Here is a 21,726-nt window from a genome sequence, read left to right on the forward strand (position 1 = left end):
AAGGGCGACACCGTGCGCAAGAGGCGGGAAAAACCGTCCATTGAACAAGATTGCACCAGTTTGAACGCCAAGGTTGTTGTCGCGCCGCTTTTTTAGACTAGACTAAAGATTGTCTAGCAGGCAATTGCATTGCGTTGCGGTTCTGCCTTTGCGTTTCCCGCGGACCTGTCCGCGAGCCGAAGCATGATGCTGCGGAGGAACGAGAGGAGCCGCGGCGCATGGCCTGCTAGACGCCCTCCTCCCGCTTCGCGCGCCCATGCCGATCATGGCGGAATGATCAAAGCCTTTCACCTGCCGGGAGCGGATCGATCACGACCAGCGGATCAGGGCCCGCTCCGCGAGATCGACAAGGCCGATCAGCAACAGCGAGGTCACCGCCGAGACGAAGATCGACACCCACATTTGCGGCAGGTTGAGATAGGCCGTGGCCATGATGATGGTCGCGCCGATGCCTTTGCTGGTGCCCATGAATTCGGACACGATCGAGCCGACCATGGCCGCGGCGATCGCCAGCCTGGCGCCGGCGAAGAGATGCGGCAGGCTGGAGGGCAGGCGCAGGTGCCAGAGCGTCTCCATCTTCGAGGCGGACAGCGAGCGGAAGACGTCCTGCGCATCGCGATCGATCGCCCTCAGCCCCGTCAGCGCGTTGATCAGCATCGGCAGAAAGGCCGAGATCGCCGCGACGATGATGTGCGGCACGGCGTTGAAGCCGAAGGCGACGATCAACGCCGGCGAGATCGCCACCACGGGCGTCACGTTCAGCATCAGCGCGACAGGCAGGATCGCCGCGCGCAGCACCGAGAAGTGCACGATCAGGATCGCCAGCAGGATGCCGATCGCGCTGCCGATGGCAAAGCCGCTCAGGGCGGCCGACAGCGTCACCCAGAGATGGCCGAGATAGAAGCCCGGCCGCGCCAGAAGCTCCAGGCCGACACTCTGCAGCGATGGCAGGATGCTTTTCAGGTTGAAGGCCACCCATTGCCAGCCGGCGGCCAGCAGCAGGAAGACCAGAAGCGGCGCGATCAGCCTTGCCGCGCGCGGCGCGGCGGCGCGGTTGCGGGCGGCACGGGCGGCTTCCTCGCGCATGCTGCGCCCGGTCATTCCTCGCCCTCCCAGCCACGGCGCAGCGTGTCCTTCACCGCCCGCACCCGGGCGTCGAAGGCCGGGCTGTCGGCCGCATCCCGCCCGCGCGGGCGCGGCAGGTCGATGTCGATCACGGCCTCGATCCTTCCTGGACGCGGCGTCATCACCACCACGCGATCCGACAGAAGCACGGCCTCGGCCGCGGAATGGGTGACGAAGACCACGGTCTTGCGGTGGCGCTCCCACACCTCCAGAAGCCGCAGGCGCAGGGCGTCGCGCGTCAGTTCGTCCAGCGCCGAGAAGGGCTCGTCCATCAGCATCAGCGGCGCGCCCTGGACGAAGCCGCGGGCAATCGCCGCGCGCTGGCGCATGCCGCCCGACAGGGCTGCGGGACGATGATGGGCGAACTCGGCAAGCCCGAGCTCGCGCAGCACCTGGTCGGCATCCTCGGGCCGGCTGACGCAGGCCGGATCCCGATCGGCGCGGCGGTTGAGCCGGCGCGACAGGAGCACATTGTCGCGGATGGTCAGCCAAGGCAGGAGCGCGGAGGATTGCGGCACCCAGGCGATGTTCTTGGCGCGCGCCGCCGTCTCCGGCGTCTGACCGAAGAGGGTCACCGCGCCGGCGCTCTTCTCCTCCAGCCCGGCGAGAATGCGCAGAAGCGTGGACTTGCCGCAGCCGGAGGGACCGAACAGCGTGACGAATGCCCCGCGCGGAATGGTCAGGTCGATGCCGCCCAGCGCCTCGACCCGGTCCGCACCAGCACCATAGACCTTTGCAAGGCCTTTGACGGCGATGCTGTCCCGCGCATCCGCGGCGGGCGCCTGATAGGGCAAGGGGCTGGGCATGCGGTCGGGCTCTTTCACATCATCATCCGGCCACGGCGCGCGGCCGTCCAAGGAAGACATCCGCCCAGCCCGCGCCGATCCGCCGTCACGGCGCCGGCCAGACCACCGCGCCATCCTTGACGACGGCATCGATGTAGCGGTTGTCCTGCGCGCGGGCGATGTCGGGCGTGCCAATCAGCTTGAAGCGTGCCAGCGTCTCGGCCTCCGGCGTCCATTGCGCGATGCTTTGCTGGCCGACCGCCATGCCCTTGGGCAAGCTTTTGGCGATGAGGTCCATCTCCACGCCCCAGCGCACCTTGGAGGTCTCGAGATCATAGCCCGAGGTGGACAGCGCGGCGGCAGCCGCCAACGCCTTGTCGAGATTGGCGGGCGACTCGTTGATCCAGGCAAAGGCCTTGAAGGTGGCGCGCAGGAAGTCCTCCACCGCGGTTTGGTTCGCCTCGGCGAAGCGACGGTTGGCCACCAGCGTGTTGAAGGTGGAGTGAACGCCGAAGGCGTCCGGGTCCCATTCGCGGATCTTGTAGCCCTTGGCGGCCAGCGCCTTCGGCTCGTTGGACTTGTAGGCGGCAAGCCCATCGACATTGCCATTGGGCAGGATGATCGGATCATAGCCGACCGACACCCAATTGACCGCATCGCCGGCCAGCCCGGCATCGAGGAACATCGCCAGAAATTGCGGCGGGATGGCGCCCTTATAGCCGACGGTCTTGCCGGCGAAATCCTTCAGCGTCTTGATGTCGCTGTCGGCCATGGTCAGAAGCTCGATCGCCCCGACATTGCCATAGGTGGCGACGCCGACGAGGTCGGCCCCGTGATCGACGGCGACCAGCACATCCGAGGCGCCGCCGAGGCCGGCCATCTGCGCGGTTCCGGCGCTGACCAGCTGGGTGTTGGTGGAGCCGGGCTCCAGGGCCACATCCAGACACAGGGCCTTGAAATATCCGAGATCCCGCGCGGCCACCACGTCGAGAATGCCGGCCGAGGCGGCATAGGCGAAGGAGGTCAGAAAGGTGATCGTGCCGGCGGCCTTGTTCCTGGCGCAGCGCTCGGGGCTAACCGCATCCTGCGCAGCGGCCGGCAGCGCGGAAAGGCCGAGCCAGGCGGCCAGCGCCGTCATCGCCACGGCGCGCAGGCCCCGGCCTGCCCGGCGGCTGGCGTTCCCGCCACCCTGCTCGCCATGACCCTGCAGGCCAACAGCCTGCTCGCGACCGCCTTGCGCACGCGCCTCGGACACGGCGCGCATCCCGTCGAATTTCATCCCCAACCTCCGCACCAGCTTCCCGTCCCGCTTCCGCCGCGCCTGCCTTGGCTTGGGGCCAGGCAAGGAGCGCGCCGGCACCCGCCGTCTCGCAGCGCACGGCTCCCCTCTTGTGCGGCATTGCGCCGCGGAAGCCAAGCACCTGCGCTCTGTCGCAGCGGCTTTCCGCGAAACACCATGCTGCGAGCGCCGCACATGGATGATTGTTTTGCCTCCCTTGGGCAAAAGCTGATCGGTAAACAACAGTCGAAGACGGGACCCTCTCGGCTCCTCTCCTCGACGGTTGATATCAGACCTTCAGCGCCTGCTCGGCGAAATCCTCGCTGCCGAAGAGGCGCAGATAGCGGGCAATCTCCTCCGGCTCGCCCGTGGCCTTGCGCGGATTGTCGGAGAGCTTGACCGCCGGGCGTCCGTTGGCCGTCATCACCTTGCAGACGATCGAGATCGGATCGAGACCGGTGATATGGGTCGGGGCGCAGCCGACGAAATCATTGGTCAGATTGGTTCCCCAGCCGAAACTCATGCGCACCCGCCCCTCGAAATGGCGGTAGGTATCGATGATCGTATCGACATCCAGACCGTCGGAGAAGATCAGCAGCTTCTCGCGCGGATCGCGCCCCATCTTGTTCCACCAGGCGATGATCTTCTCCCCGCCTTCGATTGGCGGCGCGCTGTCGGGGCGAAAGCCGGTCCATTCGGCGACCCAGGGCGGCGCGTTGCGCAGGAAGGCGGCCGTGCCGAAGGCATCCGGCAGGACGATCAGCAGATTGCCGCCATAGAGACGGTTCCAGTCCTGCAGCACCTTGTAAGGCGCGGCCTTCAGTTCCTCGTCGTCGCGCGCCAGCGCGGCCGCCACCATCGGCAGCTCATGGGCATTGGTGCCGAGCGCCTCCAGGTCGGTGTCCATGGCCAGGAGCACGTTGCTGGTGCCGGAGAAGGATTCGCCGATTCCCTCCTTCAGCGCTTCCACGCACCAGCGCTGCCAGAGAAAGCTGTGTCGCCGGCGCGTGCCGAAATCGGAAATGCGCAGGTCCGGATGCTGGCGCAGCCGCTCCACCTTCGACCACATCTTGGCCTTGGCGCGGGCATAGAGCACATCCAGCGCAAAGGGCCCCATATCCTTCATCGCGCTGCGCGAGCGCAACTCGTTGATGATCGCCAGCGCCGGGATCTCCCACATGCTGGTATGGGTCCAGCGCCCCGGAAATGTCAGCTCATACTGACCTTCCTTGCGCGACAGCTCATAGTCGGGCAAGTGAAAATCGGCGAGCCAGGCCAGGAAGTCCGGCGAGAAGATCTGCTTGCGGCCATAGAAAGTGTTGCCAGCGAGCCAGATCATCTCCTTCTTGGTAAAACGCAGCTTGCGCGCATAATCGAGCTGTTCGCGCAACTCCTGCTCGTCGATCTCTTCCGTCAGACGGACAGTGCGGGTGCGGTTGATCAGCGAGAAGGTGGCATCCACTTCGGGATAGAGGCGCCAGATCATCTGCAACATCAGCAGCTTGTAGAAATCCGTGTCCAGAAGGCTGCGCACCACCGGGTCGAGCTTCCAGGCATTGTCGTAGACACGCCGTGCAATATCGGTCTTCGTCATGCCGCTTCCGCGCGCCTTCTTTCTTCGGCCTCTCACGCAAAAAGCGCATCGCAGGCTTGGCTGTCATTCTATCGGGGGCGACCATCGGCGAGCAGGCCGCCGGCGTCAAGCCGATGCAGCGCAACAATCTCGCAACGCCAACATCGCCAAATGCGACTTTCTGCAATCGCAAGTTCTACCAAGCAGAAAGAGTGGCAAACATTAACATATTCCGGCCATAAAGGGGGCCTGGAGAATACGCCGATGACCGACTTCTTGAAAAGCAGGGCTGGACGCCAAGTCATGGGCTTGGCCATTCTGTCCATTTCCATGTTCGCATTCGGCGTCACTTTGGAAGTTCATAATATTCTTTATGGGCTCATGAGCGAATATGACGAATTTGGCATGAAGCAGGCGGTCCTGGCGCTGGCGATCGCCAGCCTTTGCAGCTTCATCTTCTCTGCCCTGCGGATCATGGATCTCAACAGGGAAATGCAGGTGCGCATCCAGGCGCAGGAGACCGCCGACTGGATGGCCCTGCACGACCACCTAACGCGGCTGCCGAACCGCTACGCCCTGGAGCGCCGACGCCAGCAGCATGCCGCGGCGGCAGAGCAGCGCGCGCGTGCGATGCTGGATGCCGACGTCAACGCCGACAGCGTGCAGCGAAGCGATGCCGAGGACGAGATCACCGTCTATTCGGTCAATCTCAGCGGCTTCAAGCGCGTCAACGATCTTCACGGCCACCAGGGCGGCGATGCGGTCCTGTCGCTGCTGGCCAAGCGGCTGCAGGCGCTGGGCGGGGCCGACAATGTCTTCCGCACCTCCGGCGACGACTTCCTGTTGATCTTCACCGGCCGGAGCGCGGAGCAGGATCACCTGATGGCCGAACTCCTGATCCAGGCGGTCGGCCGGCCGATCCGTATCAATGGCGTACCGGCCGAGGTGGGCGCCAGCATCGGCTATGCCAGGGCGAACAGCGCAACGGACGATCTCTCCGACATTGCCGGCCGCGCCGATCTGGCCATGCATGAAGCCAAGGCGCTCGGCCGCAACCGCGTGGCCGCCTACAATATGGCGATGCAGAACAAGGCCGCCGAGCGCGCCCATTACGAGGCGCGGCTGCGCGATGCCATCCGCGCGGGCGACATCGTTCCGCATTATCAGCCGCTGATCAATCTCAAGACCGGTGCGCTCTGCGGCTTCGAGGCGCTGGCGCGCTGGACCGATGGCAATGGCCGCCCCGTGCCGCCGCCCGTCTTCATCGCCATTGCCGAGGAAACCGGGCTGATCACCGAACTTTTCGAGCGCCTGCTGTCGCATGCTTGCGCCGATGCGGCGGGCTGGCCGGCGGAGGTCATGCTGTCCTTCAACATCTCGCCGGTGCAGATGAAGGATCCGCTGCTTGCCGGCCGCATCCTCAAGATCACGGCCGATGCCGGGCTGGCGCCGCAGCGGCTGGAGGTGGAAATCACCGAAAATGCGCTGATCGAGGATCCCGAGCTGGCAGGCAATCTCTTGAGGGAGCTGCATGCCGCCGGCATCCAGATCGCGCTCGACGATTTCGGCACCGGCTATTCCAGCCTGTCGCAACTGGCGCGCTATCGCTTCGACAAGATCAAGATCGACAAGAGCTTCATCGCTACCCAGGACGACGAGCGGCAGGAAAAGATCGTGCTGGCCATGCTGAGCCTCGGCCGCAGCCTGAACATCGCCATCACCGCCGAGGGGATCGAACAGCACCAGCAGCTCGCCTATCTGATGGCCCATGGCTGCGATATCGGCCAGGGCTACCTCTTCGGCAAGGCCATGCCGGCGGAAGCCGCCGCCGCCTATGTGCGCGAACGCCAGGCCATGGCGCAGCCCGCCTAGAGCATCAGACTGAAAATCGCACGCAGTCCGATGCTCTAGTTTTTTGTTTTTGCACCGGATTTTTCCGAAAACCGGTTCCCACTTTTCGGTCCGGTGCTCTAGTCATTGGTGCCGATGCGAAATGCCCGCAGGGCTTTGCAGATGTTTCACGGGAATCGTATCGGGCGCTTGCCGGACCTGCACAGGCGGCTTGCGCGAGCGCACCCTCCCCTTAGGCCACGGCGCACCTATCTCCTGCGTCATGGCAATTTGAACGGTCTTTTCGATGGATCCCCTGATCGTCTCGCTGCGCATCGCCCCGCAGGCGCTCGCGCATTTTGATGCTCTGCGCCGCCGATATTTCCCCCCGGAGCGCAATGTGATCGCCGCCCATGTCACACTGTTTCACAAGCTGCCCGGCGAGGAAGAAGACGAGATCCGCGCCGTCCTTCAAGACGAGGCGGAGCGTACGCTTGAATTTCCGGTGACGGTGCGGCCGCCACGGAGGCTTGGCTTCGGCGTCGCCTATGATCTGGAGAGCGCCGCGCTGATGCGGCTGCGCGCAACGCTTTCGGCCCGCTTTGCCCGCCATCTCGGCCCGCAGGACCGGCAGGGTTTTCGCCCGCACATCACCGTGCAGAACAAGGTAAGCGTCAAGGTGGCGCAGGACACGCTGGCGGAGCTTGCCGCCGCCTTCGTCCCCTTGACCTTCGCGGCGGAGGGGCTCGATCTCTGGCGCTATCGGGGCGGACCGTGGGAGCCCGCCGCGACCCATGGCTTCAGGCGCGATCCGGCGTCCAGCGCTCTTCTTCCACGGTGAGAGCAGCCGCCTCGCGATAGCGGCGCATCATTTCCAGCTGCACTTCGGCCTGGAAATCGAGGATCTGCAGGCGCACGTCTTCCTCGTCGCAGCCAAGACGGGCGAGATCCTCGGCCAGGCTGCGGCAGGTGCCGCGCCAATAGGCCACGGCCTCGTCGCCATGGACATTGTCGAGCTCGGCGGCGCAACGGCGCACGACGCCCCGGCGGCTCGCCAGCGGAAAGGCCATGACCGGAGTGCACGCCATCTGCCGACCGTTTTCGCCCACCTGCTGCATCATCTGATTCTCCATTGTTTCCACAGGATTTAGGAGAAGTTTGGTTAACGCTTCGTATCCGTGGACGAAGGAGGGGCACGCGCGGCCTTGGAAACCTTTGCGTGACCCGGTGCGTTTTCACCGCGGCAGGCGGTCGACACCGACCACCTGCCGCGGATCAGGCGTCGCATCGGCCGCACAGGACAGCGCCTTAAGGCCCATGCGGCGGCCTGACCCAGACCGCGCCCGAAACCCTTTCGCCGGGCGCAGAATTCGAAATGCCACAAGGAGATCACCGATGACCCGCGAGGAGATTCTGGCCGTTCTCGGCCCTGTGGACGAAACCCTCCTGACAGAGATCGCCGCAACCGGCGCCTCCGCCCCGGAACTGGCGCAGGCCTGGGCCTGGGTAAATGCCGACGAGGCGCTCGTCAATGACGGCAGGCCGCTGCCATCGGGACGCGTGGCCGAGCTGGTGGATCTTCTGTCCGAGCCGCAGCAGGACGAGGAGATGTGATGGGCTCTGCCTTGGGCGGAGCGTGCCAGCCATCAGGCCTCCGCCACTGGCACCCCAGGCACTGGCACCAAAGCCACTGGGATCACCTCCAGCCACCGGGACCCCAAGATTCAAGCCGCAGCGTGCTCCTCGCCCCATTCCTTCAGCGCCAGGATTACCGTGCGCAGCGACCGTCCGCGCTCGGTCAGCGCATAGTCCACACGCGGCGGCACCTGGGCAAAGATGGTGCGCGAGATCAACCCGTCGGCCTCCAGCTCCCTGAGCTGGTTGGTGAGCATGCGCTGTGTGACATTGGGCAGCCGACGGCGCAGCTCGTTGAACCGCAGCGTGCCGTCCATCAGATGGTAGAGCACCAGCCCCTTCCACTTGCCGCCAATGAGCGACAGCGTCGCCTCGACCGGGCAGCCGGGACTGCAATCCATCTGCGCATGGCGCGGCTTGGCAGGCATCGACGGTATCCTTTTCGACACTATGTGCAGTTTCCGTGCATTCTTGCACGCGTGAGCGCAAAGGCGCAAATCACTTGCGGCCGGAGAACGACCCGCCGGCAGTTTCGATCACCCGTTCGGCACGTCGGCATCCGGCGTGAGCGCAGCGCGCACGGCTGCGTCCGATCCTGCCCAACCCAATCTTATCCACTCTAGAAGGAGAAACTGACATGCGTGCCATTGGCTACCGCACACCTGGCCCGATCGCGGCCGACGCATCGCTCGTGGAGATCGAGCTGCCGCGCCCCGTGGCTGGGGGACGGGATCTTCTGGTCGAGGTCAGGGCCATTTCCGTCAATCCGGTGGATACGAAGGTGCGGCACCGCGCTGGCCCGGAAGGCGAGGACTGGAAGGTGCTCGGCTGGGATGCGGCCGGTGTCGTCGCCGCCGTCGGCGAGGCGGTCGAGGGCTTCAAGCCCGGCGATGCCGTCTTCTATGCCGGCGCGCTGGACCGCCCCGGCACCAATGCCGAATTTCATCTGGTCGATGAGCGCATCGTCGGCCGCAAGCCCGACAGTCTCGACTTTGCCGCCGCCGCCGCCCTGCCGCTGACGGCGATCACCGCCTGGGAGGCGCTGTTCGACCGGCTGGTCGTCGAGCGCCCGGTTCCCGGGGCCGCGCCGGCCCTGCTCGTCATCGGCGGCGCCGGCGGCGTCGGCTCGATCGCCATCCAGCTCGCCCGGGCCCGCACCGACCTCACCGTCATCGCCACCGCCTCACGTCCGGAAACGGCGGACTGGGCCCGCGCGCTCGGCGCCCATCACATCATCGACCATAGCAAGCCGCTGGATGCGGAAATTGCCGCGCTCGGCCTCGGCGCCCCCGGCTTCGTCTTCTCCACCACCGGCACGGACGGCCATCTCGACGCCATCGCCCGGCTGATCGCCCCCCAGGGCCGCTTCGTGCTGATCGACGATCCCGGCGCCGTCAATATCAGCCCCTTCAAGCAGAAGAGCGTCTCGGTGCACTGGGAGTTCATGTTCACCCGCTCCCTGTTCGCCACGGCCGACATGGCGGAACAGGGCCGGCTTTTGAACGCCATCGCGGCGATGATCGACGCCGGCACGCTCAAGACCACGCTCGGCACGCATTTCGGCCGCATCGATGCCGCCAACCTCAAGCGCGCCCATGCTCTTCTCGAAAGCGGCAAGGCGCGCGGCAAGATCGTGCTGGAAGGCTTCTGACGCGAGGCAAGCACCAAAGAAAAGGCCATCCGGCGGGGGCGCGCGGATGGCCTTTTGCATTGCAGATGGTCAGGCTCCCGGCGCCGCCCGGGCGCTGACGCGTCTCACTCCCACTCGATCGTGCCCGGCGGCTTCGAGGTGACATCGTAGACCACGCGGTTGATGCCGCGCACCTCGTTGATGATGCGGGTGGCCGTGCGGCCGAGGAAGTTCATGTCATAGGGGTAGAAATCTGCGGTCATGCCGTCGACGGAGGTGACGGCGCGCAGCGCGCAGACGAAGTCATAGGTGCGGTAATCGCCCATGACGCCGACGGTCTGCACGGGAAGCAGCACGGCGAAGGCCTGCCAGATCGTGTCGTAGAGGCCGGCCTTGCGGATCTCGTCCAGGTAGATCGCATCAGCCTTGCGCAGGATGTCGAGCTTCTCGCGGGTGACCGCGCCGGGGCAGCGGATGGCTAGGCCCGGCCCCGGGAAAGGATGGCGGCCGATGAAGCTTTCCGGCAGGCCGAGCTCGCGGCCGAGCGCGCGCACCTCGTCCTTGAACAGCTCGCGCAGCGGCTCGACGAGCTTCATGTTCATGCGCTCTGGCAGGCCGCCCACATTGTGATGGCTCTTGATCGTGACCGAGGGGCCGCCGGAGAAGGAGACGCTTTCGATCACGTCGGGATAGAGCGTGCCCTGGGCGAGGAAGGCCGGCGCGCCCTTGCCGTCGGCGGCGATCTTGCCCGCCTCGGCTTCAAAAACCTCGATAAACAGGCGGCCGATGGTCTTGCGCTTGACCTCGGGGTCGGTGACGCCGGCCAGCTGCGTCAGGAACAGGTCGGAGGCGTCCACATGCACGAGCGGGATGTTGTAATGGTCGCGGAACATGCCGACCACCTGCTCGCTTTCGCCCAGCCGCATCAGGCCGTGATCGACATAGATGCAGGTCAGCTGGTCGCCGATCGCCTCATGGATCAGCACGGCGGCGACGGAGGAATCGACCCCGCCGGACAGGCCGCAGATCACCCGCTCGGAGCCGACCTGCTCGCGGATCTTGCGGATCATCTCGGCACGATAGGCGGCCATGGTCCAGTCGGACTTGAGGCCGACGATCTTGTGAACGAAGTTGGACAGAAGCTTGGCGCCATCGGGCGTGTGCACCACCTCTGGGTGGAACATGGTGGTGTAGTAGCGCCGGCTTTCGTTCACCGCGATGGCGAAGGGGGCGTTTTCAGAGGTTGCCACCACTTCGAAGCCGTGCGGCAGCTGGGTCACGCGGTCGCCATGGCTCATCCAGACGGGATAGCGCCCACCGACCTCCCAGAAGCCCTCGAAGAGCGGGCTTTCCTTGCGGATTTCCAGATCGGCACGGCCGAATTCGGCGGCGTGTCCGCCCTCCACCGTGCCGCCCAGCTGGGTGCAGAGCGTCTGCTGGCCATAGCAGATGCCGAGAACGGGGATCCCCGCATCGAACACCGCCTGCGGCGCGCGCGGGCTGCCCTCGGCCGTGACCGACGCCGGACCGCCGGAGAAGATCACGCCCTTCGGCTTCATCGCGGCGAAGGCCGCATCCGCGCTGTTGAACGGATGGATCTCGCAATAGACCCCGGCCTCGCGCACGCGCCGGGCGATCAGCTGCGTCACCTGGCTGCCGAAGTCGATGATCAGAATGCTGTCGGGATGGGCGATCGTCGTCATGCCGGATCTTTCGAGGCTCGGGGAAACATGGCGAGGCTTTAAAGGCACTTGGCCGGCGATGCAAGTTTCGCCCTGCCGAACGCGGCGAAGCCGGGCCCGAAAGGCCTGACACCCCCTGGCTTCACTCAGGGGCAAGGGCTCAGGCCGGCCTGCGCAGCGCCGCCAAGCCGCCCTCGGCCAGCGCGGCCTCCAGCCGATCGATGATGGCGGCGAGCTTGGCGTCGATCACGTCGAGATATTGCGTCCAGTCATCGATATGCGCGACTTCCGTGATGCCGTCGGAAATGCCGCGCAGACCGATGAGCGGCAGGCCGAAGCTCTGGCAGACGCGATAGACCGCATAGGTCTCCATCTCCACCATGTCGGCCTCGATCGTCTCGTAGGCCGCGCCTGAGATCACATTCCCGCCCGTCGATAGCGAGGCCGTGGGCACGCCCGGCAGCGTCAGATCGAGCGGCACCGTCGCCGGCAGGTCGAGAAAGGGCGTGCGGCCCTTCTCGAAGCCGAAGGGCGAGGCGTCCATGTCGCGATAGGCGACCGAGGAAGCCTGATAGACCTCGGCCTGGCTCAGCCGGGCCGAACCGGCCGAGCCAAGCGAAACCACCAGATCGGGCAGCTTCCCCTGAGCCTCCAGCCGGCAGAGCGCGCGGGCGAGCGACAGCGTCGCCTCCACAGGGCCGACGCCGGTCATCAACGGCACGAAGCGGCGCTGCAGCTCGGCGCCATATTCGGCCTTGGCCGCCATCACATAGAGGATCGAGACCGGGCCGGCTTGCTTCAGCTCCACGGGAAGGCTCCTTGATCAATCGGTGAGAAAAGCTGGACAATGACTGTGGCGGCGAGGCTGCGCGCGCAGCCTATGCACGCGACGCCACGCTTACAGCATCTTATGTGCCATTTATCAAATGCAGGCTGTTGTTAAAGCATCCGACCGAAAACTGGGAACCGGTTTTCGGAAAAATCCGATGCAAAAACAAAAAATTAGAGCATCGGACTGCGTGCGATTTTCAGTTTGATGCTCTAATCCTGGATGCCCTGACGGCCGCGCACCACCATCATCGAGCCGGAGATCGAAGCGATCAGCTTGGCCGGCGCCTCCTGCGAGATGGCATAGCCGCGCCCGTCGAAGACGATGATGGTCGTGCCGGGCTTGGTCACCTCGCCGCGAAAGAGAAAGCGCTCGCCGCGCCCGGGCGACAGGAGGTTGACCTTGAATTCGATCGTCAGCAGCGAGGCGTCGGCATCGATCAGCGTGTAGGCGGCATAGGTGCCGGCGGCATCGAGCGCGGTCGAGATGATGCCGGCATGGAGAAGTCCGTGCTGCTGCGTCAGGCTCTCGCTGAAGGGCATCTCGATCTCCACCATGCCCTGCTCGACGCGCATCAGCTCCGCACCAATGGTGCGCATGGCGCCCTGCCGGGCGAAGCTGCGGCGGATGCGCTCGCGAAAATCCCGTTCTGTCTCGTCACTCATCGGTGTCTTCGCCCCCGGCGTGGCGGTGTCGCGCTCCCTGCGGCACGTTACGCCATCGTTCCATTGCCTTGTGGTGCTGCCCTGTCCGGCATCCTTGTCCGGTTGCCGTGTCCTGCCGCCTTGCCCTGCCGCCGCATGGGCCCGGATGGTGATCGCGCCCGGCCCGGCATGCTGCGGTGCGGCATGAACAGTTGCATGACGGCCGGAGGCCGGCAAGTGCTGTTTCCCGTTCTGGAAAGCTTTTGAAGGGCCGTGATCGGGCCGAGACCTCAAGGCCCGGCATCGACGAGGCCGTAATCAGTTCAGGATCATGATCGCGCCATTGAGCAGCGTGGCAAAGGCGACCCAGACGCCATAGGGAATGAACAGCATGGCCGAGAGCCGGTCGCGCTTCATTGCCATGGCGATGAACAGGAGAATGCAGACGCCGAGCGCCAGGATCACCACCAGCGCCAGTTCCACCTGATGGAAGCCGAAGAACATCGGCGACCAGGCGAAGTTCAGCAGCAGCTGCGCCAGCCAGAGACGCATGGCGGAGGAGCGCGGATGATCGAGGAACAGCCGCGCGCCGACAAAGCCGATCATCACGTAGAGCGCCGACCAGACCGGCGCGAAGATCCAGTTCGGCGGATTGAAGACGGGCTTGACCAGCGACTGATACCATTCGCCCGGCGGATTGCTGATGCCGATCAGGAAGCCGATGCCGAGAACGACGGCGATGAAGAGAAGGGTGACGAGCAGACGGTTCATGATTGCCTCAATTAGCGCGCGCTTGGCGTCTGTCCAGATCCGGATGGGCGCAGGCTGGTTGAACGCCGGGCCGACAGGACAAGCATGAAGGGTCAATCGTCATCCCCTCAGCCTGACGACATGCTGGTCCCAGGCGACCGGGCTCTTCACGCCCCCCGCCCGGTCGGTCGCGGCGAACAGGCCGTCATAGGAGGTCACCGCGAAGCCTTGGGAGGAGGCGGCGATGCCGGCGGCGTCCTTGCGGCTGCGGGTGTCGAGAACGCGGCCGGAGTTGGCCTCCACCACCACCACCACGCCCCCTTTGGGCGAGGCGAGGCCGATCAGCCCTTCGGCGCGATTGATCGCGATGGCCCCGACATAATTGGCGAGCGCCTGCGTGGTCTCGTCAGGAAGGTCGAGGAAGCTTAGAGCCTCGCCCGGCGCGAAGGAGCCGGCCAGCGGCGGCCGATCGCTGCGCGGCCCTTCATACTGGCAGGCAAACCAGATGCGGCCGCGATCGCCGAGATCGAGATGGCGGGTGGACAGGCGGTTGAGCGCCGCCGGCAGCGCGTGCCGCTCGACGAGCGCGCCGCTGTCCGTATCGATCAAGGCAAGCGATGGCGCCATCTGCTCCAGATTGAGCTTGGCGCGGCCAAAGTCGGGATGGGTCTCGATGCCGCCATTGGCGACCGCCAGGAAGCGCCCGTCCTCGCTGGCCACCATGTCATGCGGGCCGATGCCATAGGAGGGAAATTCGCCGAGCCGGCGGAAGCCGTCGGTGGCGTCATAGACGCCGATCATGCCGCGATTGCCGTCGAAATCATTCTCGGTGGCGAAGAGCCGGCGGCCATCGCGCGAAAAGCTGCCATGGCCGAAGAAGTGCCGTCCTTCGACCGCGGCCATCGTCACGGGAGGCCGCGACAAGGTGGGGTCCACCGCCAGCGCGAAAATGCCGGGGCGGCGGGCAAAGGCGACCAGCGTGCCATCGGCGGGGCTGACCGCCAGCCCATGGGCACGCGCGGGCATCAGCACCCGGTCGATGAGCGCGCCCTCCTCCGTCAGCGTGGCAAGGCCGAAGCGCCCATCCGGCGCCATGAAAGCGGAGGCATAAACGGCCGGCGCTTGGTGGAGCGCAAAGGCCTCCGCCGGCGCAAGCGTCGCGGCCCAGGCGGCACCGGCGCCGCGCAGGAAGGTGCGGCGGTTGATCAGCCGGCTGCGCGAAAGGCTCTGACCCTGCGCCATCATCGCCTCCCGCTCAGTCGCCATCGGCAAAGGAGAAACCGGCGGTGAGCCCGATGGCGCCGCCGAAATCCTTGTTGAGCTTGTCGAGCAGCGTTTCGACATTGAGCGAGAGCACGTCGAGTTGCGAGCGGGCGCTGCGGTCGGAGAGCACCTCCTCCACCGGCCGGTTCAGCGCCTCGGCAGCATTGGTGACCCTGGTGAAGAGCGCGTCGATCTCGGCAGCGACGGTCTGCTTGTCCTGCGGCAGCAGCGTACCGGCCCCGGAAATGTCGAACAGCCGCTTCAGGGCGTTCAGATTGCCCGAGACGGCCGCCATGGTCAGGCCAGAGCGCCAGTAGATCGCCTGCTTCGGCCGGCCGCCGCCCTCCTGCAGCCCATCGGCAAGGAAGGGGCGGATGCGCTGGTCGCGGACATTCTCCACGCCGTGGACGAGCACGCCGAGCAGCCCGGTCGCCGCCTCGCTGGCATCGCGATAGACCGGGTTGTCCGGGCCCGGCTGCTTCCAGGCCTTGGCGACGCCATCGGGCGCCTCCCAGGCGGCGGCGATCTCGTCGGCCGTGCGCTGCACATTGGTGGCGATCGCCGCGCCATAGCCGCAGCGGAAAGCGCCCTCCGCCGTCGCGACACTGTCGGCGCCCGTGCCGTAGAGCACGAATTCGAGCGAGGTGAGCCCCTGCACCGCCACGCTCTTGGCCCTCAGCGTGTCGGGCTTGAGCGCGGTCTGGTCCTTTTCCGCGAGAATGCGCTGCACCTGCTTCAGACCCAGCCCCTTGCGATCGGGGAAGAACAGGATGCGCTCCATGCGCGCATCCTCCATGACCGGGCCGACCTGGACGAACTCGATCGCCGCCCAGCTCCTGACGGTCTCGGCGAAGGCCGCGCGCGCCTCGGCCAGATGGGCGGGCGACGGCGCGGCGCAGAGGCCGCCCAGCGCCTGCGAAAGCTTCGCCGTGCTGGCCCCCATGGCGCGGTAGCCGGGGCGGATGACCTCATCGACCGCGCGCGCCATCACCTGCGGCAGATGGTCCGCCTGCAGCAGATGCGGCACGAAGTTCGGGTCGGGGTCCTGATTGTCCTGCGTGGCGAAGGCTTGACCGCAGAAGAAGGCTGGGCCGCAGACGAGGAGCGCGGCTGCGGCAAGGCCGGCCAGACGCTGGCGGGGAAAAGACAGAAAGGCACGCATCAGAGCGACTCCAGAAATGCGAGAAGATCGGCGCGGTCTTTCTCCGTCGCCGCGAGATAGGCCTTGCGGGCCGCATCGCCTTCGCCGCCGTGCCAAAGCACGGCCTCCTCCGGCGTGCGCGCCCGTCCATCATGCAGAAATGCGCCGGCGGCGGGCTCCGCCATGCGCCTGCCGATACCCCAAAGCGGGGGCGTGCGCCAGTCCTGCGCGCCGGCCAGGCCCACCGGATGACCGCCGGAAAGATCCGCGCCCATGTCATGCAGCAGGAAATCCGAATAGGGCCAGATCAGCTGGAAGGCATCCGCCGGATCACCCGCATCGCGCCGCGTGACGAAACGGGGATGGTGGCAATCGGCGCATCCCATCGCGGAGAATAGGGCCTTGCCGGCCAGCACCTGCGGCATGGCGGCGCGTGGCCGGGGCAAGGGCGCGAGATGGCCGGCATAGAAGGTCACGAGATCGAGCACCGTCTGCGATGCCTCATAACGGCCATAACGCGGCTGGACCCCATCCGGCGCTGAGCGGCAGGCGGTCTCGGCCGCGGTGCAGTCGCCATGGCTGTCAGGCGCCAGCGGCGTGGAGATGCCGATATCGTTGGAAAAGGCATCCGCCGCCTGTGCCTTCAGGCTGGCGGCCTGTGCCTTCCAGCCGAAGCGGCCGAGCACCGTCTCCCCGCTCTGCGGATCGCGCAGCAGCGCCGGACGGCCGGCAAGCCCCCGTGCCTTCAGCACCGGATCATTGGCCAGTGCCAGAATGTCGTCGGGATGGATCGCCTCGATCAGCGACAGGCCGACCAGCGGCTGGGCGATGCGCGCGGAGGGCCGCGTGCGCGGATCGAGCGGGCCATAGCCGGGACCGTCGATCGCCACCATCGGCCGGCGCAGCAGCACCACCCGCCCGCCCGACAGCGTCACCGGCTGCGTCTTAAAAGCGAGGCGCAGCTGACCCTCGGCGACAAGACCGGGCACTGCTGCGGTCTGCAGCTGGTGGCCATAGACCGGATCGTCGAAGGTAAGCGCCATGCCGCTTTCCAGCGCCGCCTGTTCCTGCGGCGTTTCAGGCGCACGCGCCAAGCGCAGCAGGAGCGACGGCGGCACAGGCCCGGCCGACAGCGCCACCCCTCCCCCTCCGCCGACATGGCAGGTGGCGCAGGAGCGGGCATTGTAGAGCGGGCCCAGCCCATCGGTCGCCTGGGTGGATGATGGCGCCGTGACCCAGAGCTTGGAAAACAGCGCCTCGCCCAGATGAAAGCGCTGCTCGTCCTCCGGCCCGAGATTGGCGGCGGGCCGGTGGCGCGCATCGGCTCTCGCCGTCGCCGCGCCGCCGGGCATCGCCTCGAAGGCTTGCGCGCGGGCAAGATCCGCTGGCGGCGCCAAGACGGCGGCGATCCGCGCGCGGTCGGCCGCGCTGAGATCCGGCCGCCCTGCTGGCCGCAGCGCGATGGGGGCGGAAATGGTATCGGCGCCAGCCTGCGCCACGGACCCGCCGGACAGGACGAGGCCCGTCACCAAGGCGGGCAGCAGCGCACAGAACCCGGCCAGCAGAAGGCGCGCCGCCGGCCCCGGAGGGGCCTGACGGCGAGGCCAAGACAGGCGGAAGGAAAGGCGCAGGCGCATCATGATCTGGATCAAGGTTCGGAACGGGCGTTCAGGCGAAAGTCGCACAGGCCTTTCGCCATCCCCTTTCCTGGGCGCAACAGGATCGCCGCCCGTTCAGGGCGGCAGGCGGAAGCCCGCCTGTGCAGAGGAGGCGGGCTTCAAGTCTCGAGTTCAGGCGGACAGTCCGGTTCGGGAGGGCCGACAGAACCTTGCCGGCCAGAGCGAAGGACACGGGCGGCGCTCCGGATTTCTGCTTGTGCACCGGATCCTTGCGAAAACCGGTTCCCGCTTCCGGTCCGATGCTTTCCTGCGCCGCCCGCGAGAGCCTCCTACTTGAAGACGGCGTTCGGGTCGTCGAGGCTCTTGGAGCCTTCGAGCTTGACGGTGCCGAGATCGAGCGCGGCGATGATCCGCTCCACGGTCTTGGCCTGCGATACCAGAGCATCGACGGCGGCCTGGATCAGGGCATTGCCCTCCTTGTTGCCCTCGGCGATCATCTGGTCGTAATGTTCGGTGGTGCGGGCGCGCTCGGCAATCGCCTCCATCGCCTTGACGCTGGCGTCGAGCTTCTCGCTCATTTCCTTGTCGAGCGCCGGATCCTTGGCCGCGACCAGATCGTGCAGCGACGGGCCGGTCAGGGTCTTGCCGTCAAGCGTCTTGTAGATGCCGGTATAGGCCGAGCGGATGCCGATCGCGTCATGCAGATGCGAATTGTGGGTGTTGTCGGAGAAGCAGTCCTGCTCCTCTTCCGGATCGTGCAGCAGCAGGCCGAGCTTCATGCGCTCACCCGCCAGCTCGCCATAGGAGAGCGAGCCCATGCCGGTGAGGATCGCGGTCAGCCCCTCCTTGGGATCGGCTTCCACCGTCTTGGCGGCCTCGCCCTTTGGCGCCCAGTTTTCCGTCATCTCCTTGAGGTCGGAAACGAGCAGGTCGGTCGCGGCCTTGAGATAGGCGGCGCGGCGGTCGCAATTTTCGTGGGTGCAGGCCTTGAGGTCGTAATCCGTGTAAGGCCGGTTGCCGGCGCCCGGCCCGGTGCCGTTGAGATCCTGGCCCCAGAGCAGGAATTCGATGGCGTGGTAGCCGGTGGCCACATTCGCCTCGATACCGCCGGCCTCCTGCAGGCTCTCCGACAGAAGCTCCGGGGTGATCTTCGAGGTATCGACGGTCTTGCCGCCGATGGTGATCGACTTGTTGGCGATGACATTGGCGGTGAAGAGCGGGTTCTCGTCGCTCTCGGTGCCGTAGCTCGGATCGACATAGTCGATCAGGCCTTCATCGAGCGGCCAGGAATTCACCTTGCCTTCCCAGTCATCGACGATCTTGTTGCCGAAGCGATAGACCTCGGTCTCCATGTAGGGGTTGCGCGCGGCGAGCCAGGCTTCGCGCGCAGCGGCCAGCGTCTTTTCGCTCGGCGCGGCGAGGAAGGCATCCACGGCCTTCTGCAAGGCCTCGGCCCCCTTCAGCGCGTCGGCATATTTCGCATGACCGACCTCGGCATAGTGGCGGACGACGGCCGCAGGATCGGCGGCGGACGCCGGTGCGACGGCTAGGAGCGACACGGTGGCGCTGAGCGCCAGAACGGTGCGGCGGAAAAACAGCATGGAACGACCCTTTGCGTCAAACAGGGCGCCGGCCCCCGGTCACCCGCTTCGCCCGTTCTCATGGCGCAAATTTAAACTGGTGTCAAAGAGGAAAGTTTTTCACGGACGGATCACCGAAACGTCATCCCGGTGTCACGAGCCGATGTCATGCCGCAGTGTCACGACGCCTTGCGCGTCATAACACTGAAGAAAAAGCCGTCGGTGCCGGTGGTGGCCGGGGTCAGCGTCAGCCCGCCCTTTTCGCCCGCCCAGGGCTCGGGCGCGCCGGCAAACAGGCGCTGATAGACCGGCAGGGCCGGCTTCTGCTCGAAGTCGGCATGGGCGGCGACAAAAGCCTGGGCCTGCGCCTCGTTTTCCGCCGGCAGGACCGAGCAGGTGATATAGACGAGCGTGCCGCCGGGGCGCACATGGCGTGCGGCATTGGCGAGCGCATCCTGCTGCTGCGACAGGCGCTCCTCCAGGCTGCGCTCGGTCAGCCGCCATTTGGTGTCCGGCCGGCGCCGCCAGGTGCCGGTCCCCGTGCAGGGCGCGTCCACGAGAACGATGTCGCAGCCGTCGTCCAGCGCCTTGAGCTGCTGCGGCCGGTCATGCACCTGCACATTGCGCGTGCCTGCGCGCTTCAGCCGCTCGATGATCGGCGCCAGGCGCTTGCGGTCGGCGTCGAAGGCGTGGATCTGGCCCTTGTTGCGCATGAGGGCGGAGAGCGCCAGCGTCTTGCCGCCGCCGCCGGCGCAATAATCGAGAATCTGGTCGCCGTCCCGTGGATCGACCAGTTCGGAGACGATCTGCGATCCCTCGTCCTGCACCTCGAACCAGCCCTTGGCGAAGGTCAGCTCGGCCGTGACATTGGGAAGCCGCGAGGCTCCTTCGCCTGGCGCGATGCGGATGCCGTCATGGGCGATGGCGGAGGGCTTCGCCCCCGTCTCCTCCAAGGCCGCGATCACCTTGTCGCGCGGCGCTTTCAGCCGGTTGGCGCGCAAGTCCAGGGAGGGGCGCTCGGCCAGAGCCTGCGCCTCGCGGATCCAGGCATCGCCGAAAGCCGCCTCGAAGGCCGGCTGGATCCAGAGCGGAATATCGCCCTGCACATGGGCGGGCGCATCCTCGAGCCTGCGGGTGGAGAGTGCGGCAAGGGCTGCCTGCGGCAGCGCCGGGGCGAAGCGATCGCCCTCGAGCTCGCCGGCCAGCGCCTCGGCCGTCAGGCCCCATTGCCGCAGCAGCACAGCAAAGGCCAGCGCTTCAGGGCTCTCGTCCTCCATCAGCCAGGCATGGCTGAGCTTCATGCGCAGGGCGTCATAGACGATGTTGCCGATGGCCGACCGGTCGCCCGATCCGGCGAAGCGATGGGACAGGCCCCAATCCTTCAGCGCGTCCGCCACCGGCCGACGCCGTGCCTCGATATCGGCCAGCACCTCAATGGCGCCGGCGAGCCTTCCGCCCAGCCGCATGATCCACTCCGTTTTCCTGCCGTGTAACGGCCAAGGTGCGGAAGAGCAAGACGCTGCCGCGGTCGGACGCAAAGGTTAAGAATTTCTTAATGAGGCGCGGAACCTTTTGCGCAGGCCCCGCATTATGGTCGCTGTCAGCCGATGACGTTGTAGCAGACGTTTGCGGTGCCGGAGCTGACCATGCCGATTTCGCGGGCGGCGGCCTTGGACAGATCGAGGACGCGACCCCGGATGAAGGGTCCGCGATCATTGACGCGCACGACCACGGACTTGCCGTTGCGCTTGTTGATGACGTGGATCTTGGTGCCGAAAGCAAGATTGCGGTGGGCGGCAGTGAGCGTTGCGGCGTTCATTTTCTCGCCTGATGCGGTGCGGGACCCCAGAGCGTACCAGGATGCGCCGCCGCAGCCCTGTGAAGCCGCATAGCTGGATGTGCTGGAACCGAGATGAGCCCCCAGAGCGACGAATACCGCCATGCAGGCGGTCAAGACTTTCGCTGACTTCAACAAGTTACCCCTGTGTCTTCATCCGCTCGACTTAGCGAACGAGGGGGTTTGTCTTGGCCAAAAATGGCGAAACGGTGCCTCAACCGTCGGCGTTGCTCTGCACAGCCATCTATACTTCAAACGAATTTAATTGTGACAATTTTTTAATTTATTTTAAAAATTGGCAAAGAGTCTTGATTTCGCGTCACGAATCAAAATCGGCCTAATAAGGGATGAGCCGGCTGTTGGCTGTGGCTGAACCACGGATTCGATTTTTTAAGAGCATGGGGAAAACGCACGAAATTAGAGTAAATTTTTCGTAAATTCGTTTTCAGGTTGCACCCTCGAAGGGCAATCCGCCCATTTCTGCCTCATTTCCGCAGGCTTTCGAAATGGAATTTTCGACTTCG

The 21,726-nt window shown here is 65.8% G+C and carries 20 protein-coding genes; 4 read left to right on the forward strand and 16 right to left on the reverse strand.

The features are described 5' to 3' along the window. Positions 1-309: 309 nt before the first annotated feature. The 4 genes from BJF92_RS20830 to pncB all read right to left on the reverse strand — a co-directional run bounded on the left by BJF92_RS20830 (position 310) and on the right by pncB (position 4,783). Positions 310-1,101, reverse strand: coding sequence for an ABC transporter permease (locus BJF92_RS20830; RefSeq protein WP_198931573.1), 792 nt, complete (start codon positions 1,099-1,101; stop codon positions 310-312). Further along, on the reverse strand, positions 1,098-1,931 hold the full coding sequence (locus BJF92_RS20835) for an ABC transporter ATP-binding protein (protein ID WP_075636719.1): 834 nt from the start codon (positions 1,929-1,931) through the stop codon (positions 1,098-1,100). Before BJF92_RS20835 ends, BJF92_RS20830 begins: the two co-directional genes overlap by 4 nt. Before the next feature lie 85 nt (positions 1,932-2,016). Then, on the reverse strand, positions 2,017-3,189 hold the full coding sequence (locus tag BJF92_RS20840; RefSeq protein ID WP_198931574.1) for an ABC transporter substrate-binding protein: 1,173 nt from the start codon (positions 3,187-3,189) through the stop codon (positions 2,017-2,019). A gap of 289 nt (positions 3,190-3,478) precedes the next feature. Further along, positions 3,479-4,783, reverse strand: a complete 1,305-nt coding sequence (gene pncB, locus BJF92_RS20845) for a nicotinate phosphoribosyltransferase (RefSeq protein WP_075636649.1) — start codon at positions 4,781-4,783, stop codon at positions 3,479-3,481. Positions 4,784-5,026: 243 nt separating this feature from the next. Here pncB and BJF92_RS20850 point away from each other — a divergent pair, with 243 nt between their 5' ends. Beyond that, a complete protein-coding gene (locus tag BJF92_RS20850) occupies positions 5,027-6,634 on the forward strand; it encodes a putative bifunctional diguanylate cyclase/phosphodiesterase (protein ID WP_075636650.1) in 1,608 nt (535 codons plus the stop codon). 265 nt (positions 6,635-6,899) lie between these two features. Beyond that, on the forward strand, positions 6,900-7,433 hold the full coding sequence (locus BJF92_RS20855; protein ID WP_075636651.1) for a 2'-5' RNA ligase family protein: 534 nt from the start codon (positions 6,900-6,902) through the stop codon (positions 7,431-7,433). Here the strand turns inward: BJF92_RS20855 and BJF92_RS20860 are convergent. After that, entirely contained in the window at positions 7,393-7,713 is a 321-nt protein-coding gene (locus tag BJF92_RS20860; protein ID WP_075636721.1) for a DUF6074 family protein, read from the reverse strand. The genes BJF92_RS20855 and BJF92_RS20860 overlap by 41 nt on opposite strands. 274 nt (positions 7,714-7,987) lie before the next feature. Between BJF92_RS20860 and BJF92_RS20865 the strand changes: the two genes are divergently transcribed. Next, the gene (locus BJF92_RS20865; protein ID WP_075636652.1) at positions 7,988-8,206 is read left to right on the forward strand and encodes a hypothetical protein; all 219 of its coding nucleotides are present in this window, start codon (positions 7,988-7,990) and stop codon (positions 8,204-8,206) included. A 110-nt stretch (positions 8,207-8,316) separates the two neighbouring features. Here BJF92_RS20865 and BJF92_RS20870 read toward each other — a convergent pair whose 3' ends face one another. Next, a complete protein-coding gene (locus tag BJF92_RS20870; RefSeq protein WP_075636653.1) occupies positions 8,317-8,655 on the reverse strand; it encodes a winged helix-turn-helix transcriptional regulator in 339 nt (112 codons plus the stop codon). A gap of 209 nt (positions 8,656-8,864) precedes the next feature. On the opposite strand from BJF92_RS20870, the gene BJF92_RS20875 reads away from it, so the two are divergent. After that, positions 8,865-9,878 (forward strand): zinc-binding alcohol dehydrogenase family protein, encoded by a 1,014-nt coding sequence (locus BJF92_RS20875; protein WP_075636654.1) that lies wholly within the window; start codon positions 8,865-8,867, stop codon positions 9,876-9,878. Between the two features lie 104 nt (positions 9,879-9,982). Here BJF92_RS20875 and guaA read toward each other — a convergent pair whose 3' ends face one another. From guaA to BJF92_RS20925, 10 genes are all read right to left on the reverse strand, one after another. Then, positions 9,983-11,560 carry a glutamine-hydrolyzing GMP synthase gene (guaA, locus tag BJF92_RS20880; RefSeq protein ID WP_075636655.1) on the reverse strand — a complete coding sequence of 526 codons (1,578 nt, stop codon included), beginning with the start codon at positions 11,558-11,560 and terminating at the stop codon, positions 9,983-9,985. Positions 11,561-11,699: 139 nt separating this feature from the next. Beyond that, positions 11,700-12,347, reverse strand: a complete 648-nt coding sequence (locus tag BJF92_RS20885) for a 5'-methylthioadenosine/S-adenosylhomocysteine nucleosidase (RefSeq protein WP_280938393.1) — start codon at positions 12,345-12,347, stop codon at positions 11,700-11,702. 233 nt (positions 12,348-12,580) lie between these two features. Further along, positions 12,581-13,033, reverse strand: coding sequence for a PaaI family thioesterase (locus BJF92_RS20890; RefSeq protein WP_075636656.1), 453 nt, complete (start codon positions 13,031-13,033; stop codon positions 12,581-12,583). A 297-nt stretch (positions 13,034-13,330) separates the two neighbouring features. Next, complete coding sequence (locus BJF92_RS20895) at positions 13,331-13,783, reverse strand: TspO/MBR family protein (RefSeq protein WP_075636657.1); 453 nt, start codon at positions 13,781-13,783, stop codon at positions 13,331-13,333. A 99-nt stretch (positions 13,784-13,882) separates the two neighbouring features. Further along, a complete protein-coding gene (locus tag BJF92_RS20900) occupies positions 13,883-15,007 on the reverse strand; it encodes a DUF1513 domain-containing protein (protein ID WP_425356483.1) in 1,125 nt (374 codons plus the stop codon). Positions 15,008-15,017: 10 nt separating this feature from the next. After that, positions 15,018-16,187, reverse strand: a complete 1,170-nt coding sequence (locus BJF92_RS20905) for an imelysin family protein (RefSeq protein WP_075636658.1) — start codon at positions 16,185-16,187, stop codon at positions 15,018-15,020. Then, the gene (locus tag BJF92_RS20910) at positions 16,187-17,803 is read right to left on the reverse strand and encodes a di-heme oxidoreductase family protein (RefSeq protein ID WP_075636724.1); all 1,617 of its coding nucleotides are present in this window, start codon (positions 17,801-17,803) and stop codon (positions 16,187-16,189) included. Before BJF92_RS20910 ends, BJF92_RS20905 begins: the two co-directional genes overlap by 1 nt. A 311-nt stretch (positions 17,804-18,114) precedes the next feature. Further along, positions 18,115-19,386: an imelysin family protein gene (locus tag BJF92_RS20915; RefSeq protein WP_075636659.1), complete on the reverse strand. Its 1,272-nt coding sequence runs from the start codon at positions 19,384-19,386 to the stop codon at positions 18,115-18,117. A gap of 158 nt (positions 19,387-19,544) precedes the next feature. Beyond that, on the reverse strand, positions 19,545-20,831 hold the full coding sequence (locus tag BJF92_RS20920) for an RsmB/NOP family class I SAM-dependent RNA methyltransferase (RefSeq protein WP_075636660.1): 1,287 nt from the start codon (positions 20,829-20,831) through the stop codon (positions 19,545-19,547). 134 nt (positions 20,832-20,965) lie between these two features. Next, the gene (locus BJF92_RS20925) at positions 20,966-21,307 is read right to left on the reverse strand and encodes a septal ring lytic transglycosylase RlpA family protein (RefSeq protein WP_075636725.1); all 342 of its coding nucleotides are present in this window, start codon (positions 21,305-21,307) and stop codon (positions 20,966-20,968) included. Positions 21,308-21,726: the final 419 nt, after the last annotated feature.

Origin of the sequence: Xaviernesmea rhizosphaerae, assembly GCF_001938945.1 — a bacterium.
GTDB lineage: Bacteria > Pseudomonadota > Alphaproteobacteria > Rhizobiales > Rhizobiaceae > Xaviernesmea > Xaviernesmea rhizosphaerae.

Coding starts and splice junctions, on each gene's coding strand:
- BJF92_RS20830 (WP_198931573.1), bottom strand. CDS start 1,101: ATGACCGGGCGCAGCATGCGCGAGGAAGCCGCCCGTGCCGCCCGCAAC.
- BJF92_RS20835 (WP_075636719.1), bottom strand. CDS start 1,931: ATGCCCAGCCCCTTGCCCTATCAGGCGCCCGCCGCGGATGCGCGGGAC.
- BJF92_RS20840 (WP_198931574.1), bottom strand. CDS start 3,189: ATGAAATTCGACGGGATGCGCGCCGTGTCCGAGGCGCGTGCGCAAGGC.
- pncB (WP_075636649.1), bottom strand. CDS start 4,783: ATGACGAAGACCGATATTGCACGGCGTGTCTACGACAATGCCTGGAAG.
- BJF92_RS20850 (WP_075636650.1), top strand. CDS start 5,027: ATGACCGACTTCTTGAAAAGCAGGGCTGGACGCCAAGTCATGGGCTTG.
- BJF92_RS20855 (WP_075636651.1), top strand. CDS start 6,900: ATGGATCCCCTGATCGTCTCGCTGCGCATCGCCCCGCAGGCGCTCGCG.
- BJF92_RS20860 (WP_075636721.1), bottom strand. CDS start 7,713: ATGATGCAGCAGGTGGGCGAAAACGGTCGGCAGATGGCGTGCACTCCG.
- BJF92_RS20865 (WP_075636652.1), top strand. CDS start 7,988: ATGACCCGCGAGGAGATTCTGGCCGTTCTCGGCCCTGTGGACGAAACC.
- BJF92_RS20870 (WP_075636653.1), bottom strand. CDS start 8,655: ATGCCTGCCAAGCCGCGCCATGCGCAGATGGATTGCAGTCCCGGCTGC.
- BJF92_RS20875 (WP_075636654.1), top strand. CDS start 8,865: ATGCGTGCCATTGGCTACCGCACACCTGGCCCGATCGCGGCCGACGCA.
- guaA (WP_075636655.1), bottom strand. CDS start 11,560: ATGACGACGATCGCCCATCCCGACAGCATTCTGATCATCGACTTCGGC.
- BJF92_RS20890 (WP_075636656.1), bottom strand. CDS start 13,033: ATGAGTGACGAGACAGAACGGGATTTTCGCGAGCGCATCCGCCGCAGC.
- BJF92_RS20895 (WP_075636657.1), bottom strand. CDS start 13,783: ATGAACCGTCTGCTCGTCACCCTTCTCTTCATCGCCGTCGTTCTCGGC.
- BJF92_RS20900 (WP_425356483.1), bottom strand. CDS start 15,007: ATGATGGCGCAGGGTCAGAGCCTTTCGCGCAGCCGGCTGATCAACCGC.
- BJF92_RS20905 (WP_075636658.1), bottom strand. CDS start 16,187: ATGCGTGCCTTTCTGTCTTTTCCCCGCCAGCGTCTGGCCGGCCTTGCC.
- BJF92_RS20910 (WP_075636724.1), bottom strand. CDS start 17,803: ATGCGCCTGCGCCTTTCCTTCCGCCTGTCTTGGCCTCGCCGTCAGGCC.
- BJF92_RS20915 (WP_075636659.1), bottom strand. CDS start 19,386: ATGCTGTTTTTCCGCCGCACCGTTCTGGCGCTCAGCGCCACCGTGTCG.
- BJF92_RS20920 (WP_075636660.1), bottom strand. CDS start 20,831: ATGCGGCTGGGCGGAAGGCTCGCCGGCGCCATTGAGGTGCTGGCCGAT.
- BJF92_RS20925 (WP_075636725.1), bottom strand. CDS start 21,307: ATGGCGGTATTCGTCGCTCTGGGGGCTCATCTCGGTTCCAGCACATCC.